This is a genomic window from Pseudomonas sp. CFBP 13602, assembly GCF_014842725.1.
Lineage (GTDB): Bacteria > Pseudomonadota > Gammaproteobacteria > Pseudomonadales > Pseudomonadaceae > Aquipseudomonas > Aquipseudomonas baltica.
The window spans coordinates 56246-73717 of sequence record NZ_JACYVT010000012.1 but is presented as its reverse complement, the minus strand read 5'-3'; the positions used below and the strand labels follow the sequence as shown (position 1 = coordinate 73717).

General features: G+C 62.7%; 15 protein-coding genes. All 15 read right to left on the bottom strand.

From position 1 onward, the window contains the following. Positions 1–104 precede the first annotated feature (104 nt). The gene (locus tag IFU31_RS20920) at positions 105–1406 is read right to left on the bottom strand and encodes a hypothetical protein (RefSeq protein ID WP_192060079.1); all 1302 of its coding nucleotides are present in this window, start codon (positions 1404–1406) and stop codon (positions 105–107) included. Between the two features lie 8 nt (positions 1407–1414). Further along, complete coding sequence (locus IFU31_RS20915) at positions 1415–2740, bottom strand: hypothetical protein (RefSeq protein ID WP_192104498.1); 1326 nt, start codon at positions 2738–2740, stop codon at positions 1415–1417. Beyond that, positions 2709–3947: a glycosyltransferase family 4 protein gene (locus IFU31_RS20910; RefSeq protein WP_192056478.1), complete on the bottom strand. Its 1239-nt coding sequence runs from the start codon at positions 3945–3947 to the stop codon at positions 2709–2711. The genes IFU31_RS20915 and IFU31_RS20910 overlap by 32 nt, the downstream gene beginning before the upstream one ends. Continuing rightward, positions 3944–4948 carry a glycosyltransferase gene (locus tag IFU31_RS20905; RefSeq protein WP_192104496.1) on the bottom strand — a complete coding sequence of 335 codons (1005 nt, stop codon included), beginning with the start codon at positions 4946–4948 and terminating at the stop codon, positions 3944–3946. Before IFU31_RS20905 ends, IFU31_RS20910 begins: the two co-directional genes overlap by 4 nt. A 39-nt stretch (positions 4949–4987) precedes the next feature. Continuing rightward, a complete protein-coding gene (gene rfaH, locus IFU31_RS20900; protein ID WP_192060076.1) occupies positions 4988–5500 on the bottom strand; it encodes a transcription/translation regulatory transformer protein RfaH in 513 nt (170 codons plus the stop codon). Then, entirely contained in the window at positions 5497–6282 is a 786-nt protein-coding gene (locus IFU31_RS20895; RefSeq protein ID WP_192104494.1) for a WbqC family protein, read from the bottom strand. The genes rfaH and IFU31_RS20895 overlap by 4 nt, the downstream gene beginning before the upstream one ends. A 26-nt stretch (positions 6283–6308) precedes the next feature. After that, positions 6309–8525 (bottom strand): polysaccharide biosynthesis tyrosine autokinase, encoded by a 2217-nt coding sequence (locus IFU31_RS20890; protein WP_185795346.1) that lies wholly within the window; start codon positions 8523–8525, stop codon positions 6309–6311. Continuing rightward, positions 8522–8971, bottom strand: coding sequence for a low molecular weight protein-tyrosine-phosphatase (locus IFU31_RS20885; RefSeq protein WP_185795345.1), 450 nt, complete (start codon positions 8969–8971; stop codon positions 8522–8524). Before IFU31_RS20885 ends, IFU31_RS20890 begins: the two co-directional genes overlap by 4 nt. Positions 8972–8978: 7 nt before the next feature. Then, complete coding sequence (locus tag IFU31_RS20880; RefSeq protein ID WP_192104492.1) at positions 8979–9905, bottom strand: glycosyltransferase family 2 protein; 927 nt, start codon at positions 9903–9905, stop codon at positions 8979–8981. Next, entirely contained in the window at positions 9902–11434 is a 1533-nt protein-coding gene (locus IFU31_RS20875) for a lipopolysaccharide biosynthesis protein (RefSeq protein WP_192104490.1), read from the bottom strand. Before IFU31_RS20875 ends, IFU31_RS20880 begins: the two co-directional genes overlap by 4 nt. Positions 11435–11480: 46 nt before the next feature. After that, on the bottom strand, positions 11481–12596 hold the full coding sequence (locus IFU31_RS20870) for a DegT/DnrJ/EryC1/StrS family aminotransferase (protein WP_192104488.1): 1116 nt from the start codon (positions 12594–12596) through the stop codon (positions 11481–11483). A gap of 56 nt (positions 12597–12652) precedes the next feature. Beyond that, the gene (locus IFU31_RS20865; protein ID WP_122477118.1) at positions 12653–13423 is read right to left on the bottom strand and encodes a hypothetical protein; all 771 of its coding nucleotides are present in this window, start codon (positions 13421–13423) and stop codon (positions 12653–12655) included. Between the two features lie 758 nt (positions 13424–14181). Then, a complete protein-coding gene (locus IFU31_RS20860) occupies positions 14182–14964 on the bottom strand; it encodes a carbon-nitrogen hydrolase family protein (protein WP_192104486.1) in 783 nt (260 codons plus the stop codon). Between the two features lie 55 nt (positions 14965–15019). Continuing rightward, positions 15020–16702, bottom strand: coding sequence for a flavin monoamine oxidase family protein (locus tag IFU31_RS20855; RefSeq protein ID WP_192104484.1), 1683 nt, complete (start codon positions 16700–16702; stop codon positions 15020–15022). Between the two features lie 144 nt (positions 16703–16846). Then, the gene (locus tag IFU31_RS20850) at positions 16847–17314 is read right to left on the bottom strand and encodes an Lrp/AsnC family transcriptional regulator (protein WP_185795339.1); all 468 of its coding nucleotides are present in this window, start codon (positions 17312–17314) and stop codon (positions 16847–16849) included. Positions 17315–17472 lie beyond the last annotated feature (158 nt).

The following is a 17472-nucleotide window of genomic DNA, read 5'->3' as shown; positions in this document are numbered from 1 at the left end:
TGGCTCACGCGCTTGCTAGAGGTAGTGCCGCGTCCAACAGGCGCGGTCGATGGCGGCGCACGATGCGCTGCGGTTGAGGCCCACTGCCGCGGGCATCGCGTTTTCTACTGCGTGAACAACCAATTGGCCTTGCCCAGGCTGATGATCTTGGGAAACTCGGAGGCGGTTACCACGGTGGTGCAGTAGTGCTCACCGCAATCCCACGGGTTCTCGCTTTCGCGCATGCCCACGCCGGCCTGGCGGGTGTCGACCAGGCGCGCACCGCCCTTGAGCAATGCACTCGACTCGATCCTGACCTGCCGCGACTGGCCCACGGCCCAGATCACCAGCACCTGCTCGTCGCCCTTGGCAAAGCGCAACTGGTACAGGGAGTCGCTGATCACGCTGTGCCTGGGGTCGTAGCTGTATTGCGACAGGTACGGTGCAATGGCCTTGAGCGTGGTGTACGCCGGCTTGGGGTTGAGATCGTTGTCCAGCAGGCCGAAGTTGTGCTCGCGCTCCTTGGGGTCGCGCCCGTCGTTGTACAGGTCGTACCACCACATGCCCTGGATGGCCGGATGGATGCGGGCCAGAAAGAACCCGCGTGCCAGGTACGCCGCCTGGGTGGTTTCACTGACCCCGCACGGTTCGTCGGCGCTGGGCCAGCTCATTTCCGTGAGGTACAGCGGCACCGGGCGCCGGGCCAGGGTGTCGAGCCGAGTGGAGATGTCGCTGAGCCATTTGATCCAGCTTTCCGGAGTGTTGCCGCCATGGTCCTTGCGGCAGTGCACGTACGGATGCAGCGACAAACCATCCAGATCATCCATGACCCCGGCCTCCACCAGGCGGTCGGCGAATCCTTCCTGCAAGCCCTGGGTAGTGACTGCACCGGCTATCAGGCGCACGTTCGGATCGTTGCTGCGCAACAGTTCGCTGGTCTCCTTGATCAGCGCGGCATAGTCGCGGCTGAAGGCATCGCTGGTCGGGTCTTCCAGGTCCCATTCGTTCCAGATCTCGTAGAAGTCCACCTGGCCGCGCAAACGTCGGCTGACGAAGTTCACGTAGTTGGCGAAGGCATCGCGCACGAACGGGCTGCGTGGCTTGGCATCGCGTTCATACCACTGGTTGCCGTAGCCCAGGATCAGCATGTTGCCGATCTGGCGGTCACGCAGGGCCTGCAGATAACGCTGCCAGCCCAGTGGGAAATTCAAGCGCTTGGGCTCCAGCTCTACCGTGGACCAGAACAGGTCATCGCGTGCCGATACGATGCCGGCTTCCTTCATGAGCAAGGTCGGCCGGGCCACCGGCCCGGTCGAGTGGAGCAGGTGGGTACCCACACCCACGATGAAATTGTCGGCGGCCTTGGCATGCCCGTGGGTGAACAGCCCCAGCAGTATCCAAACCAAACGTTGCAGCAATCTGGGCATAGAGAGGTTCATGTCAGTTGGAGGCCATCGGGGTAATCATCACGGTTGCTGCGACGTCGTTCGGCAATCAGCCAATGGCTGGGCATGGCCTTGCGGCGCATGGCATGGGCCACGGCCATGCCCAGGAAAAGTCCGCAGACCGGCACTTCGAGCACATCGGTCGTCCAGCCCACTACTACCACGCACAGGGAAATGCTCAGCAGCCCGCGGCCCATCCAGCTGTTCTTGCTGCGCAGCGTCATCAGCAGCGGCAGCAGCAGCGCATACAGCACCGGGCCCATGAGGCCGAAACAGGCCCACAGGTACATGAACAGGCTGTCGGCGACGGCCGGGTACTTGACGTTGTCCACCGGGAACATGTTCACCGCACTGCCGACCATGCCGAAGCCGCCGCCGGTCCAGTTCCAGTCGCGGCGCAGCACTTCATCGGCCAGGCGAGGCCAGGTGTTGATCATGCGGTCGTACAGCGATACCAGGCTGCCTTCGGCGCCACTGGCGGCCAGGCTCGGGTCCAGCGGTGTCCACAAACCGATCAGCGGCAGCGCGGCGCCGACACCGACCAGCACCGCGAACAACACGCGGCAGAGCAGGCGCTGGTTGTACAGCGGCATCACCAGCAGGGTCACCAGGAACGCCGCGGCGGTCGACTTGTTGGTGGTCACCAGAATGGTCGCGAAGGCCAGCGCGAGCAGGCCCAGCATCAACACCTTGGAACGCATGAAAGCGCTCAGGTACAGGGTGAAGATCGCGGTCAGCGTTGCCGCAGTGGTCGACATCCGGGCGAAGCCGGCAGGCCGGTCGACGCCGTCCGCTGCCCAGGTCATGTTGCCGGTCAGCTCCTGGTCGCCCAGGTTGTAGCTGTAGCCCTTCCACGGCACCGAGAACATGCTGTCCACGTACACACCGGTGATGGTGGCTGCCAGGCACAGGCCGACCGCCCAGCCCAGCAACACGCGGCGCTGTTCCAGATGCTCGCCGCAGACCAGGCCGAACAGCAGCGGGATGTACACGAAGATGCTGAACAGCGGGTTGGCCAACGCTGCGCCGTGCAGCAGGCCAAGGCCGGCCGACAGCACCAGCCCCAGCAGCATTATCCAAAACAGGCGGTGCGCCTTGAAACTGGTCAGTTCCAGCGCGAACAGCACCACACACAGCACTTTGGGCAAGTACAGCAGGGCCGAAACGCCGGCCTGGTCGAAGTAATAGCGCAAGGCGCCGGAAAACGTTTCGGCCAGCAGCAGGCCGATCGCGGTCCAGACCACCAGCGTCGACTTGTTCACCGCAAGTCGCGCTGCCGGCGCCTCAAAGTGACTGAGTGACAGGGCTGATTTCATGATGGACATTTCTTCTTTGCAGAACATCGAGGAACAGCTGTTGGTAACTGTCGAGCATCCGTTCCTGGTCGAGCAGATGCTCGACGCTGTCACGTGCCTGGGCGGCCAGGCGTTCGCGCAGTTCGGGATCGCGGTACAACTGCAGCATCGCCAGGCCCAGGGTCTGCGGCTCGTCGGGGTTGCACAGCAGGCCGTTGACGCCGTCCTGGATGATCTCCGGCAAGCCGCCGCGGGCACTGGCGATCACCGGCACCGAGTGGGCGCAGGCTTCTACCGCCACCAGACCGAACGGCTCGTTCCAGATCGACGGCACGATGGCCACGTCGATCTGCCGATAGAAGGTTTCCGGCGACTGGTAGCCGACGAAGTGGATGTTCTCGCCGCCGGCCTCTTGCTTGAGCAATTGCTCGTAGTCCAGTTGCCCGCGCCCGGCGATCTGCAAGGTGGCGTTGAACGGCAACCGCTTGAACTGATCGATCAACCAGCGCAGGCCCTTGGGTTCGGACAGCGTGCCCAGGTAGCCGAAACGCAGCGGCTCGGCCTGATCAAGACGGGCGAAACGCGATGGCGCATGGTCGATTTTCGGGCTGGCGTTGTAGATCACCTGTTGCGAAGCATTGCGGAAGAAACGCGCGTCGGTGAGCTTGCCCAGCAGGTGCTGGCTGACCCCAACCACTGCGTCGACCTGGGCCGAGCGCTCGGCATGGCCCTGGCGGAAGTGCTTGCACAGGGTGCACGGCGTCTTGCAGGCGGCGTTCTTCTTGAACATGTTGCTGCTCGGGCACATCAGGTACATGTCGTGCAGCACCTGCACCAGCGGCACGCCGGATGCGGAGATCTCATCCCACGCCGACACCGACCAGCCACTGAGGTTGTGGCACACCACCAGGTCGACTTTTTCGGCCGCCAGCACGTCGCGCAGGTAGGTGCGCATGCCCATGTTGTACTTGTCGCGCAGATGCCAGCCCAGCCGGGCCAGCGCGCCGGGGCGCTGTTCGCTGAAGTGCCAGTAGGTGTTGAGCAGCCCAGCGCGATAGACCTTCACGCCTTTCACGTATTCATGCTTGAGGCCCGCATCGGGACCGGTGCTCAGCACGCACACTTCGTGGCCACGCTGGTGCATGCCCTCGACCGTGCGCTGCAGGACGATTTCAGCACCGCCGCCGATGTGCGGCGAGTACAGGCTGCTCAGGAACAGTATCTTCATAGTGGGTAGGATTCGTGAATGCCCAGACGACCCGATTCCCCGTCACGCATGGCTTGCTGGAGCAAGCCCAGGCGTCGGTCCGAACCGCTCCTTTTTGCGAAATAGCGCAGCAACAGCAGAAACACCGAGCGATTGAGCCGGTACAGCAGGGTCGAGCCGGCCCACACGTGCTTGTCGAACCAGGCCTGGTTGCGCGCGGTGTAGTAGGCGCGCAGGTCCGAGTTGCCGAGCAGGAAACTCTCGAAGATGTTGTTGGTACGCGCCTTGGCGTTCCACGATTCTTCCAGGTCGTCGAGCAGCGCTTCGGTCACCAGAAAGATCTGCCCACCACTGGCAGTGATGCGCCAGGTGTACTCGGTGTCGTCGGCATACAGCAGCAGGTCTTCGAGCGGCAGGCCGATTTTCTGGAACACGCTGCGGTGTGCCAGCAGGCCGCCGTAGGTGGTGAATGGCAATTGCACCAGCGGCTTGCTGGTTGCCTTGCGCCCGGCGGGCTTGCCCCAGGGCGTACGGCGCCAGAGCTTGTAGGGCAGTTGCGCGACATGGAAACCGAAGCAGCTGGAGCGCAACTGGATCGCGTAGCGATGCGGCACGCCGGAGGCGATGTCGGCCTGGTGGTTGGGGCGGAAGCCGATCACGGCCGCCTTGTCCATGCCCACGAGGCGCTCGCACTCGTGCAGCCGCTGGTGCAGGGTCTCGACCGCGCCCAGGGTGGGGGCATTGTCGTCGTCCATCAGCCAGAGGTATTCGGCGCCCAGTTGCAGCGCCGCTTCGATACCGACCTTGTAGCCATTGGCCGAACCGGTGTTGCTGGGCAACTCGATCACGGTGATCTGGGTTGGCCACTGCGTGCGCAGCGAGTTCAGGTCGGCGCGCGACGCGTTGCTCACCACCACCACCCGTTCGATGTGTGCAGAGGCCAGCGAACGCTCGATCAGCGCTTCCAGGTAACACAAGCGATCGCCGTACGTCAGTGTCACCAGCGTGGTCTTGGCATTCATCGAACAGCTCTCCTAAAGCATCGTATGTCTGTGCGCCGCTCAGCAGGCGTGCGCGGCAAGCCGCTGCAGGCTGCTGCGGGGCAGGCTGATGCGCTGTTCGCGCTGCAGCATGTTGAGCAGGATCACGGCGCGTTCATCGCCGTCCTCGCAGAGGAAAATGGCCTGTACGTCACTGTCGCCGTTGCGCACACGCACCGCTTCGCCTTCGGTGAAACGCACCGCGTTCGCCGAACTGGCCTGCGCGCGCTGGCGGATGCTGGCGATCAGGCTGTCCGGCACCGGGCACGGCATGCCGCCGAAGGCAACGATGCGGCACACCCCACGGGTCGAGCGGATCGGGTACCAGTTGTCGTTGCAGTCCAGGCGAATGAACAGGTAGCCGGGGAACAAGTCCTCGTCGGCCACACGGCGGCTGCGGGTCAGCACCGGGGCGGCGCGCAACGGGCGAAAGCAGTCGTATTGCTGACGCAGCAGATGTTCTTCGGCACGGGCTTCCTGCCGCGGCTTGGTCTGGATCAAGTACCAGTTGGCGTTGCTGTCGAAGTCGTTCATGAGCGCATCTCGATGGCGTGGGCGGAAGGGCTGGTGACCACTTTGACGGTGTCCTGCGCAGCGCTCGGCTTGAGCGTGCTGTAGCAGGGCAGCCACTGGCGGATCCGTGATCCCGGGTTGAACATCAGCACGTCGATGATCGACAGGTTGGCCACGAACGGGTCCTTGAACTGCGTGTAGCAAAGCTCGTCCATGCGGTGGAAACGCAGTTCCAGATCGTGACGAGCGAAGTATTCCTCGTCGTACAGGGCCGTGCCGCCGATAGGGTTGAGGTAGCGCTGCGCATCGAAGTGCCGCGCCAGCTTGACCACACGGTCCTGCTTGTCCTGCACCTGGCGCTGATCCACCGGCAGGGTGGACATGACGTGGATCGGCGTGTCGATCTGCAGGTACTCGCAGACCTTGCGCAGCGAGTACTCCAGGTACAGCGCCAGGTTGCGTTCCGGGTAGGTCAGCAGCGGCTTGAGCAACGCCAGCACCTCGTCGCGGTAAGGCGCGCGGGAGTAGCTCATGGCGATGCTCTTGAGCAGCTTGTCCAGCACCTGCGGAGCGTTGTCACTGAGCTCGCGCTGATTGATCGCCAGGTCCGAATGGTCCTTCTTCAACGGCAGGGTGAACAGCGTTGCAGCGCCCGAGCTGAGCAGCCGGTTGCGGTTGACCCAACCGGGGTGTACGTACTGCAGGCTGTCGCCGAGCACAAAGGCATCGGCGCCGGCGATCAGCTGGAAATAGCCGAAATAGGGAAACCAGTAAGGCTGCATCATTGCTACGGTTCTGGACATCGTGAGACTCCTGCCTTGCTAGGCGATTACTTCTTGCTCGGCGAATAGTCGTAGCCGTAGGCGGCGCAGTCGTACTCGGCGGTGGACGCCTTGCGGATCACGCCGTTGAATATCGCGCCCTTGACCAGCACGCCGTTCTGCGCAAGGCGCCGCTTGCTGACCTCGATCTCCTTGACCGAACTCTGGCCAAAGCGGGCCACCAGCAAGGTGGTCCCGGCCTGGCGGCCGATCAGGCTGGCATCGGTCACGGCGATCACCGGCGGGGTGTCGATGATCACCAGGTCGTAGTGCGGCGACAGCTCGCGCAGCAGCTTGCTGAAGTTGTCATGCATCAACAGTTCGGAAGGGTTGGGCGCGGCGAAACCGCAGGCGATCAGGTGCAGGTTGTCCACTTCGGTGGCGTTGATCACCTCGGTGTTGCCCAGGCGTGCAGCCAGGGCATCGGACAGGCCGTGCTTGGGTTGCAGGCCGAACACGCGGTGCAGGTAGCCCTTGCGCATGTCGCCGTCGATCAGCAATACGCGCTTGCCGGCCTGGGCAATGATCACCGCCAGGTTGGCGCTGACGAACGACTTGCCCACGCCCGGCATGGGGCTGGTGATCATCAGCACGTTGTTGCGCGCTTCCATCATCGCGAAGTGCAGGCTGGTGCGCAGGCTGCGCAGCGACTCGATGGCCAGCTCGCTGGGGGCGGCCACGCTGAGCAGACGCGATTCGCGATTGGTCACGCCCTTGTCGCGTTTTTTCTGCAGGCGTTCCTGCTGGCGCGACAGCGGCAGCGAGGCGTACACCGGCATGCCCAGGTTCTCGATCACTTCCGGGTTTTCCACGCCGCGGTAGAACGCCTGGCGGATGAAGATGATCGCCACGGCGACCAGGGCACCCAGCAGCATCGCCACCAGCACGATGACGGCGCGCATGGGCTTGACCGGTTCTTCGATGTTGCTGTCGGCCTTGTCGATGATCCGGACGTTGCCGATGTTGCCGGCGCGGATGATGTCCTGCTCCTGGCTCTTGTTCAGTACCAGGGTGTAGGTCTGGGTGGTGACCTGCATGTCACGGGTCAGGCGCAGCAGCTCCTGCTGGGTCTCGGGCAGGCCTTTGATCTGTGCCTGCAGGGAGGTCTTCTGAGACTCGATCTGGCTGATCTGCTGGCTCAGTGCGGCCGAGGCAGGGTGCTGACGGGTGTACAGGCGATCCAGGTCGGTGCGCTTGAGGCGCAGCTCGGACAGTTGCGCATCGTAGGCAACCATCTGGTCGAGCAGTGCCTTGGTCTCCAGGGTGATGTCCACCGACTTGGTGCGCATCTGGAAGGCGTGCAGGGCTTCTTCGGATTTTTCCAGTTCCTTGCGCACCACCGGCAATTGCGAGCGCAGGAAGTCCAGGCGCTGGGCCGCTTCGGCCGAACTGCGTTCCACGTTCTGGCGTACGTACAGGCGGCTCACTTCATCCAGCACGCGGTTGGCCTGTACCGGGTCGGTGTCGTTGATGCTCAGGTAGACGATGCCCGAGTCCTTGCCCGATTCGGCCACGCGCAGACGCTGCTGGTAGTCCAGCGAAGTGTTGAGCAGGCGATTCTTCACCAGGCGGAATTCGGTGCCGGGGCGGGCGGTCAGTTCAGCCAATTGCAGGGTGATGCCGTTGCCCTGGCTGATCTCGCCAACACGACCGCTGAGCAGCGGCGCACCAGCGGCGTCCACCAGTCGATAAGTCGCATTGGGCCCGGCGACCAACGTCATGCGCTCGCCCAGCAGGTTGGCCGGCACGTCCAGGTTGAACACGTCGATCTTCTCGCCGCCCCAGGCGAACGTATCCAGACCGAACAGCGGGGCGGCCAGTTTCTGGCTGCCGGTGGGGGTGAATTCACGGGCCATGTAGCGGCCGATCGCCGGGAAGTAGCGCGGCGTGGCGACCACGTCCAGCTTGAGGTCGCTGACCACCTGGCCGAGCACGGTGCGCGACTTGATCAGTTCGATCTCGGTCACCGCTTCCGATACCGAAGCCGGCTTGGTATTGAGCTGCGGGGTGGCATCCAGACCGACCTTTTTCGGCTCGATCTGGATCATGGCGTTGGCCTGGTACACCGGCGTGGCGATCACGGCGTAGAAACCGCCGAGCAGGGTGAACAGGGCCACCACCACGACAATCAGTTTCTTGTGATCGAACAAGGTCCGTAGAATCGTCGCGAGATCGATCTGGGTGTCCTTGTAATACTCCAGGTTTGTACGGTTCATCGCGGTCATCTTTGTCGATCCTCAGATCTCAGGTAGGGCAACCAGCCTTCGATACACCGAGTCAATTCGGTGTAGGTCCGTTGAAAGGCGGCAATGGGGCGGCGATAGGGATCGTCGATTTCGAAGTCGTCGCGCCACTTGCCGATCAGGAACGTCTTGCCTCGCGTGTGCGGGGCCTTGCTGGTGATGCTGCGCAACTGGCGCTGGTCCATGACCAGAATCAGATCGGCCCAGCGCACCAGCTCGTCGGTGAGCTGGGTGGCAGCGTGCGCTGGCTGTGGCACCTGGTTATCGGCCAATACCTGCGCGGTGAGACTGTCCATGTCGTTGCCCACGCATGCGGCCAATCCGGCCGACTCGACCTGCAGGTGCGGCGCGTGCTTGCGCAACAGCGCCACTGCCATGGGGCTGCGGCAGATGTTGCCGATGCAGATCACCAGAACCTTGTTGATCATGTTGTCTTCAGCCCCTCGCCGCGGCGGGCGTCAGGCGCCTCAGCAGGTTGCGGCTGACGTTGCCCGACACGTGCAGTACGGCCTTGAGCTTCTGTACCGGTCTGATAGCGGCGATGCACATGCCCGACACCTGGACCAGAAAGTGCTCGTAGAGCACCCGGTCGCCCTGACGGAAGTAGTAGTTGGCCAGGCACGCATAGGTGTGCAGGGTCATCTGCAATTTGCTCTGGTTCGGGCGCTGGGAAAAGATCCCACCAGGGTGCAGGCGGTAGCGCGCCGGTGCGATGTCGGCCAGGTACTTGCCCTTGCCGTGGGCACCGAGCATCGACCACCAGCACAGGTCCAGCACGGGTGCCTGTTCCAGCTCCCGGGGCAGCTCGTGCAGCACGTTGCGAAAGCAGGTGGTGAGCGTCGAGATCGGCCGGGTCTTGAGCAGGTCCATGGCGGTGGCATCGGCCTGGTACTTGCCGGTCAGCTGGATACCCTTGTCGCCCCCGCTGTCGAAGGCCATGGCGTCGTGGTAGGTCAGCACGTAGTCGCGGTTGGCTTCGAGGAAATTCACCTGCTTCTGCAGCTTGAGCGGATCGATCCAGTAGTCGTCGCCCTCGCAGTAGGCGATGTACTTGCCCAGCGCCCGGTTGAACAGCGCCGGGAAGCACCAGCGGCCCAATTGGTACTGGTTGTGCTCGTGGAACACCGGCTTGATGATGTTCGGGTACTGCTCGGCGTAGCGGCTGATCACCTGCGTGGTGCCATCGGTGGAAGCGTCGTCGTTGATCAGAATCTCGAAGGCGAACGTGGTGCGTTGCGCCAGGAAACTGTTCAAGGTCTGCTCGATGTACTCGACCTGGTTGTAGGCCGGGCACGTGATCGACAGCAGTGGTTCCTGGCCCTCGGGCCAGGTGTGCATGATCTGTTGTTCGGTCCGGTTCATCGTTCGACGCTCGCTCTGCTCAACTTCAGGAAAACCCGCTGGGCCAGTGGTTTGTAGGTGGCTGCTACCAAGGCCAGCGTCAACACGCCGCACAAAGCCAGGGCGGCGAAGATCACCAAGCGGTTGTTGGACCCGCCGGCGATGGCCGTGAACAGCGGATGGGTCAGCAGCACGCCGAGCACGGTGCTCAGGCTGATGCGCAGGATGTCGTGCAGCCAGGGCCGGTGCAGGCCAGGGGCCAGGCGCCGATGCACCACTTGCGGCCACAGTGCGAACGACACCAGGCGCAGCAGGAACCAGGTCACGGCCGCGCCCAGGGCGCCCCAGCCGTACACCGCGATGATCATCGCCGGCACACTGATCGCGGCCGAAATCACGCTGTACCAGATGTGCAGGCGCATTTCGCCGTAGGCGTATTGCAGGTGGTACTGGAACGCGCTGACCGCCAGGATGGCGCTGCCCAGTGCGTACCAGAACAGGATCGGTGCGCCCCACTGTGCAGCCTGCGTGTCGCCGCTCCAGGCGAACAGCAAGGGTTCGGCATAGAACGCGATGATCGCCGCCAGGGGAAACAGAAAGGTGCTGACGAAGCGGCTGGCACCCAGGTACAGGGCATGCATGTCGCCTTCGCGGCCTTCGGCGACCTGCACCGTCATGCGTGGCAGCAGGGTCTGCACCAGCGGGTTGATCATCATCATGATGCCGGTGGTCAGCAACGCGACCAGCGAGAAATACCCGTATTCGGCCAGCGGCAGTACCTTGGACAACAGCACCTTGTCCAGCTGGGTCAGAACGATCCACACCACCGCGGTCAGCGACACACTGGCAGCGAACGGCAGGATCGGTTTCACCAGCGCCCAGTTGAAGCCGCTCAAAGGGGTCGGTGCGGGCAGATGGCGGTAGGCCTTGGCGGCGAAGATCAACGTCTCCACCAGCGCCACGAACAGTTGGAATTCGAAGAACACCTGCGCATCCTGCGACACCCAGGTCACCAGCACCAGGCCGCCGAAGTAGCGCAGGGTGGCGATCACCACGTTGGCGTTGTTCAACCAGGCGTGCATCTCCAGGCCTTGCAGGCCGCTCTTGTACAGGGTGGCGAACAGGCGCAGGCCCACCATCACGCCCATCAGGATCACGCAGTTGACGATGGTGCGCGGGTCCAGGGCCTGGGCCTGCAGCCAGTGCGTGGCCATCCAGTCGCTGGCCAGGTAGACGGCCAGCGCACACACCACGGCCATGGGCAGGAACACCAGCTCGAAGGAACGCATCAACCAGCCGCCGATGCGCTTGGCTGCGGCGCTGTCGCTGCTGCCCTGGTGATGCGCGATCTGGCGCACCAGCGACGGCGAGACGCCGGCATCGAGCAGCAACAGCCAGGCCTGCATCACCGCGTAGAAACCGATCAGGCCATACGCCTCGGCGCCCAGGTGGCTGAGGTAGAACGGCATGATCAAGATGCCGATCACCAGCGCATAGGCCTGGCCCAGGTAGCTGAGGGCGGTGTTGTGGATGACCGAAAGCTTCTTCATCGACGATTGCCCTGGTTGCACGCTTTCAGGCTTTGGTTACGGCGGTTCATACGGCGGCGGCCCATGCAACGGGTTGTGGATAATGCAGCTCGTGGCCGCGCAGCAGGGTATCGATGACCTGATCCTGAGTGGCGCGTGCCAGCCCGGGGTAGATGGGCAGGCACAGCACACGGTCGCTCAAGCTGCGCGACTGGTACTGGACCGCTTGCGGTTGCAGATAGTCCAGGGTATCGAGCGAGGGGTAAAAATAACGTCGCGGGTTGATACCGCCAGCCTGCAGCGCGGTGCGCATGGCCAGCACCTGGGCTTCGTTCTGCAACGCCACCGGAAAGTAGCTGTAGTTGATCTGGCTGTCGTCGGCCTGACGTTGCAGGTCCAGGTAGCCACCCAGGCGCTGGGTGTAGTAATGACCCATCTCGGCGCGGCGCTCGAGGATGTTGTCGATGTCGTCGAGCACGCTCAGGCCCATGGCGGCGCAGAACTCGTTGAGCTTGGCGTTGGTGCCCAGGCCTTCGATCTTGTCGACGTCGGTGATGCCGAAGTTGCACAGCTTGCGCACACGGGCAGCCACATCGTCGTCGTTGGTGACGATTGCGCCACCCTCGATGGTATGGAACAGCTTGGTTGCATGAAAGCTCAGGGTGCTGGCATCGCCCCAGTTGAAGACCGACTGGCCGGCCTGTTTCACGGCGAAAGCGTGGGCGCCGTCGTACACCACCTTGAGGCGGTACTGGCGGGCAATCGCTTCGATGCGTTCCACCGCGCAAGGGTTGCCGAACACGTGGGTGGCAACGATGGCACTGGTGTCGGGCTGCAGGCTGGCTGGAATCTGCTCGGGGTCGATGTTCCAGGTGTGCGGGTCGATGTCGGCGAACACCGGGCGAATGCCTTCCCAGTGCAGTGAGCTGCTGGTAGCCACGAAGCTGAACGGGGTGGTCACGGCGCTGCCGGACAGGCCCAGGGCGCGGTAGGCGACTTGCAGTGCCAGGGTGCCGTTGTTGGTCAGGATCAGGTGGCGCACGCCCAGGTAATCCTTGAGGCGCTCCTCCAGCTCGCAGCACAGCGGACCGTGGTTGGTCAGCCAGTGGGACTCGTAGATACGGTCCACATAGGCCTTGAACTTGTCGATGTCGCCCAGATAGGACTTGGTTACGTTGATCATTTGCTGCTCCATGGCTGCTCGCCATTCCCCGAAGTGTCCAACACGGTGTTGTCCGCTCAGGACGCCTGACTTTTGCTGCGAGCGACTGCGCGGCGAGCGCGGTGCTGGTTGAGCCGCAGGATCATCCGCGTGGTCAGACTGCCGGCATGCGGATCGCCATAGTGGAACAGCGCGGTGGCACGACGGTGCGCCGGATCGCATGGCTGGTTGGCATGCAGCGAGCGATAGCCCCAGAAGAAATACACATTGCCAGGCTTCATGCGCAGCAACAGCGGCTTGAGCCAGCCGCGTTCGATGCACCAGCCCATCAGGCGGCGGCACAGCGGGTTCTGATACACGACCTTCTCGACGGCGTTGAACAGCACGCTGCCACGCACACGGCGCAGGTTGGGAAACAGCACCAGATCGCCGCGGTCCTTGCCTTGGTCTGGAATGAAGATCGGCACCAACATGGTCAGCAGAGTGGCATCGAAGTGAAACGCGTTGGATTCTTTCAGGCCACTGTGGCCCTGCACGCAACGCAGCACCGGGAACACCTGGTCGCTGGGGGCGGCATGGCCTTGGCCCTGCTCGTGCAGGCGCGCCAGGTGCTGGCGGAATTCGCTCGACACCGCCGTGGCAGCCAATCGGCTGCCCACGAGTGGCGCATTGCCATGATACGCGAAATATTGGTTGTTATGGCGCGCAGCCTGGTCATCCACATAGGCACGAAGTTCTTCCAGCACGTAGGGCGCCAAAGCGTTTTCCAGTACGGCATAGCCCTGTTCGTTCATATCGGCCGCCAGGCGGCGCGACGTGCTTTCATCCAGGTTGAACAAATGTGGCATGAGGAAGAACCCTCCTTGGACACGCGATTGATTGAACGCCATAACTAACGTTCTATATGTTTGGGCAAAGCTACCGCCCGGTTCGTACTCGACGATCCCTTGAACTTGCGACTTCCAACTTCGTTTGCACGCAACGACCGCGTACTGCAATGAGCCTGGCTGACTGCACACGCCAGAACACACAGCGCGGACCGGTATTCAAAGTCAGCGACTGCAAGGCAATACGGGGTAGTGGGTCGAATGTGCGTGGCGCTCTTTGGCACCACTGCAACTGCTGTGTTGGCGGCAGATGGGTGATATATCGGCTTTGGCAGGGGGACTGTCAATCGCTTTCGTCAAAAATAGTGCACTGGCTAGGATGGTCGCGTTGAAATAACCTAAGTATATGATTTATATCAGAATTTATTTCTGGCGCTGGCATATTGCTGCTTAATTGTGGGTTTCTGACGTTTTCCTCCCGCCAATCCGCTGCACGGCTCGCAAACCCGCACAGCGTCTGGGCTCAGCCGTTCCGCAAGCGTGGCCGAACCTCGAAATCCCTACAGAAGCCGACTATTTAACGTCGTCAAAAAAAAACCACCATGGAGATAGGAACACCCCTATGATGGTTTATTGACATCACTGGCCAAGCGCCATTTCTCCTACACAGACCACCAGATCTCCGTAGGAGCGGCCAGTGGCCGCGAAAAAAACGCCGCGGTGTATCGAATGTACCCCGGCATGCCTTTCGCGGCCAACGACCGCTCCCACAGGCTGCTTCAATAAAGCTCCGGCCGCCTGTCGTTCAAATAGCTGAAGGCAGTGCGCGCCGATACCAGCGTGGCTTTGTCCAAGGTACCCACGATCAACGCTTCGTCACGGCTGGCCTTGGCAATCTGCTGCCCGTCCGCCCCGGCGATGCTGCTCAACCCGCAATACTCGAACTCCACTTCCTTGCCGCAGTAGTTGGCATACGCCACGTAGCACTGATTCTCGAAAGCCCGACTGCGCACAGTCACCTCGGCAATGAACCCGTAGGGCACCATGTTGGCTGTGGGCACCACAATCAGTTCGGCCCCGGCAGCAGCCAGCCGGCGCGCGTTCTCCGGAAATTCCAGGTCGTAGCAGATCAACAGCCCCAACTTCCAGCCATTGAACTCGAGCAGCTCGCTCGCCTGTTCGCCTGCGCTGAACATGGCGCGATCAGCGTCGCCGAACAGGTGCGTCTTGCGGTAGTTGCCCAGGCGCGCACCGGTGCGGTCAATCAACTGCACCGCGTTGTACACGTTGCCCTGTTCATCCCGTTCCGGGTAGCCGTACACAATGGCCAGGCCGAATTGCCGGGCGATCTGCGCAACCTGCTCGGCGTTGGCGCCGTCACTGGCCTGCGCCAGAGTACGCGCTGCCTCCGCGCCGATGTTGTAGCCGCTCAGGAACATTTCCGGCAGTACCAGCAGTTCGACTTCCCACTGTGCGGCCTCGCGGGCGCGCGCCTGCAGACGGGCAAGGTTGCCCTCGACGTCGAGCGGTTGGGACTGGCATTGGTACAAGGCTATGCGCATGCGGGCTCCTGTTGTGATCAAGTCTGCTGATCAAGTGTGGCGATCAAGGGCACGGTCAATCCGACAGGGCAATGGGCCCCAGTTCGTCGAAAACATCCCCCGGCCCAGGGTTCTCCGGGTGAGTGTAGCCATCGAAGTGGGTCATGATGCCCCACACCGCATTCAGTGACGTCTGAACCGCGCCTTCGACCCAGGCAGGCGTCCACGACACGTCGTCACCGGCGATGAAGATACCGCGTTGTGCATCTGGCAGCGCGCTTTGCATAAAGTGCGCATACATGCGCTGGTTGTAACGATAGTGACCCGGCAGCGCGCCCTTGAACGCGCCGAGGAAGTAAGGGTCCGCTTCCCACGACACGGTGATCGGATCGCCGATGATACGCGCGGCGATATCCACCTTCGGATAGATCTTCTTCAAGGCATCCAAGGCCAGCTTGACGCGCTTCTCCACGGGGTGAGGCAGCATCTTCAAGGCATCGCTCATCCACGCATACGACAGGCAGATCACCCCCGGCTTGTCGTCGCCATGGTCGAACAGGTAGGTGCCGCGGGTCAGCCGGTCGGTGAGGGTCATGCTCATCAGGTCGCGGCCGGTCTCCGGGTCCTTGTCCTTCCAGAAGGGCCGGTCGACCATGACGAAGGTCTTCGAAGACTGCATGTAGCGGGTACGGTCCAGCGCCATCCACATCTTCTGCGAAAACAGCGTTTCCTCGCACTCGATCTGGGTGGTCAGCAGCCAGCTCTGGCAGGTGGTCAGCACGGCGGCGTAGTGGCGGGTGTCGTCCCAGTGATCGGTCACCGCAAAGCGACCATCGGCGGCGCGGGCGATCTTCTTCACCCCGCCGCGCGGCGCGCCCCGGTGCAGTAAAGCCAAGCTGGTGCCGGCCGGCCAGTGAGCACAGCGTTCGGGCGCATGTTTCCACAAGCCCAGCGGCACCTGCTCCACGCCGCCGATCACCAGATGCTGGTGATCGTCGCAGTTGGTCATCACCACACGGAAGATTTCCAGCATCGAATTGGGGAAGTCCGAATCCCAGCCGCCGGTGCCGAAACCAACCTGGCCAAACACCTCGCGGTGGTGGAATGACAACTGCGCAAAGGCCTTGGACGTGGCCACGAAGTCATAGAAGGTGCGGTCGTCCCACAGCGGCACCAGGGTGTTCCACAGCTCCTTGAGGCGCGGCACGTCACGATCGCGTATCGCCTGCTGGATATCACCGAAGCGTGCGCCTTCCTCCAGCGCATCGGCCCAGGCGTCGGCGACTTCCTGAAACAGCGCCGGCAGGTCGGACAAACTCTGGGCGTAGTAGGTCTCGCCCTCCAGATCGATCACGGTGCTGCCCGACGCCGGCGTCAGCGGGTTGGGAAAGGGCTTGGTCTTCAGGCCAAGCTTGTCGACGTAGTGGTAGAACGCCGTGGACGAAACCGGAAAGCGCATCCCACCCAGCTCGGCAACGATCTCCTCGGTGCCCTCGAACTTCTGCGAGCGCAGGCGCCCGCCCATTTTCGAGGCTTCATAGACCACCGGCCGCAGGCCCAGCTTCATCAGCTCGTAGGCCGCCACCAGCCCGGCGATACCGGCGCCGACAATGGCCACCTCGGCCCCATGGTGATGCTCGGGAATCACGCCCAGCCCGGCCGGATGCTCGATCCAGTCGTCGAAAGCAAAGGGAAAGTCCGGGCCGAAAACGGTGACGGGCTTCTTGCCGTCGGCGGGGTGACGCGAAGTTGGGCTCATGGGGGACCTTGGCTGAGGCTGAACGAAGAAAAGGCACGTTCATTCTAGGCAAGGGCGCTGCGGTAAATAAGACGCAAAGTGTCGTCGATGTGACGTTTTATCGGTCGATTGGATGCGTCGTTGCTGCATTGTGCCTACTTGCACTCAACCCCGGCGGTCCACCTTGTTGCTGAGGATGATCGAGGTCGTGGTTTTCTCCACCCCGTCGACGCTGCCGATCTGGTCCAGCAGCTCATCCAGCTGTTCCGGCGAATCGGTGCGCAGCCAGGCCACGTAATCGAATTCGCCACTGACGGCGCACAGTTGCTGCACCTGCGCCATGCCACTCAGGCGCCGTACCACGTCCTTGCCGGAGCGCGGCTGCACGGTGATGCCGACGTAAGCCTGCAAGCCGCCATCCAGTGCGTGCTGGCCCAGCCTTACCCCGTAGCCGCTGATCACCCCGGAGCTTTCCAGCCGCGCCAGCCGTGCGGTGACCGTGGTACGGGCGATGCCCAGGCCGCGTGCGAGCATCGCCACGCTTTCGCGGGCATTGATCTGCAGGGCGGCGATCAGTTGGCGGTCTAGGGCATCGAGGGCAAACGAGTGGCGGTCGGACAAAACAGGCTCCATCAGCGAGTGGGCGAGCGTCGATTAGGCCATTGATCGGCGCCGTGCTCAAAGCAATGTTGCCAGCCACGCTTTTTCAAATCACGCGGAGCCCTTTGTTCAGCACCCTGCAGTTGAACGGAAAGTTTGACGCGACTTGTTGAAAGTATAGTCGAACTTGC

What these genes read in the sequence shown, in the direction of transcription:
- IFU31_RS20920 (WP_192060079.1), bottom strand. Translation starts at nt 1,406, where the DNA reads ATGCCCAGATTGCTGCAACGTTTGGTTTGGATACTGCTGGGGCTGTTC.
- IFU31_RS20915 (WP_192104498.1), bottom strand. Translation starts at nt 2,740, where the DNA reads ATGAAATCAGCCCTGTCACTCAGTCACTTTGAGGCGCCGGCAGCGCGA.
- IFU31_RS20910 (WP_192056478.1), bottom strand. Translation starts at nt 3,947, where the DNA reads ATGAAGATACTGTTCCTGAGCAGCCTGTACTCGCCGCACATCGGCGGC.
- IFU31_RS20905 (WP_192104496.1), bottom strand. Translation starts at nt 4,948, where the DNA reads ATGAATGCCAAGACCACGCTGGTGACACTGACGTACGGCGATCGCTTG.
- rfaH (WP_192060076.1), bottom strand. Translation starts at nt 5,500, where the DNA reads ATGAACGACTTCGACAGCAACGCCAACTGGTACTTGATCCAGACCAAG.
- IFU31_RS20895 (WP_192104494.1), bottom strand. Translation starts at nt 6,282, where the DNA reads ATGTCCAGAACCGTAGCAATGATGCAGCCTTACTGGTTTCCCTATTTC.
- IFU31_RS20890 (WP_185795346.1), bottom strand. Translation starts at nt 8,525, where the DNA reads ATGACCGCGATGAACCGTACAAACCTGGAGTATTACAAGGACACCCAG.
- IFU31_RS20885 (WP_185795345.1), bottom strand. Translation starts at nt 8,971, where the DNA reads ATGATCAACAAGGTTCTGGTGATCTGCATCGGCAACATCTGCCGCAGC.
- IFU31_RS20880 (WP_192104492.1), bottom strand. Translation starts at nt 9,905, where the DNA reads ATGAACCGGACCGAACAACAGATCATGCACACCTGGCCCGAGGGCCAG.
- IFU31_RS20875 (WP_192104490.1), bottom strand. Translation starts at nt 11,434, where the DNA reads ATGAAGAAGCTTTCGGTCATCCACAACACCGCCCTCAGCTACCTGGGC.
- IFU31_RS20870 (WP_192104488.1), bottom strand. Translation starts at nt 12,596, where the DNA reads ATGATCAACGTAACCAAGTCCTATCTGGGCGACATCGACAAGTTCAAG.
- IFU31_RS20865 (WP_122477118.1), bottom strand. Translation starts at nt 13,423, where the DNA reads ATGCCACATTTGTTCAACCTGGATGAAAGCACGTCGCGCCGCCTGGCG.
- IFU31_RS20860 (WP_192104486.1), bottom strand. Translation starts at nt 14,964, where the DNA reads ATGCGCATAGCCTTGTACCAATGCCAGTCCCAACCGCTCGACGTCGAG.
- IFU31_RS20855 (WP_192104484.1), bottom strand. Translation starts at nt 16,702, where the DNA reads ATGAGCCCAACTTCGCGTCACCCCGCCGACGGCAAGAAGCCCGTCACC.
- IFU31_RS20850 (WP_185795339.1), bottom strand. Translation starts at nt 17,314, where the DNA reads ATGGAGCCTGTTTTGTCCGACCGCCACTCGTTTGCCCTCGATGCCCTA.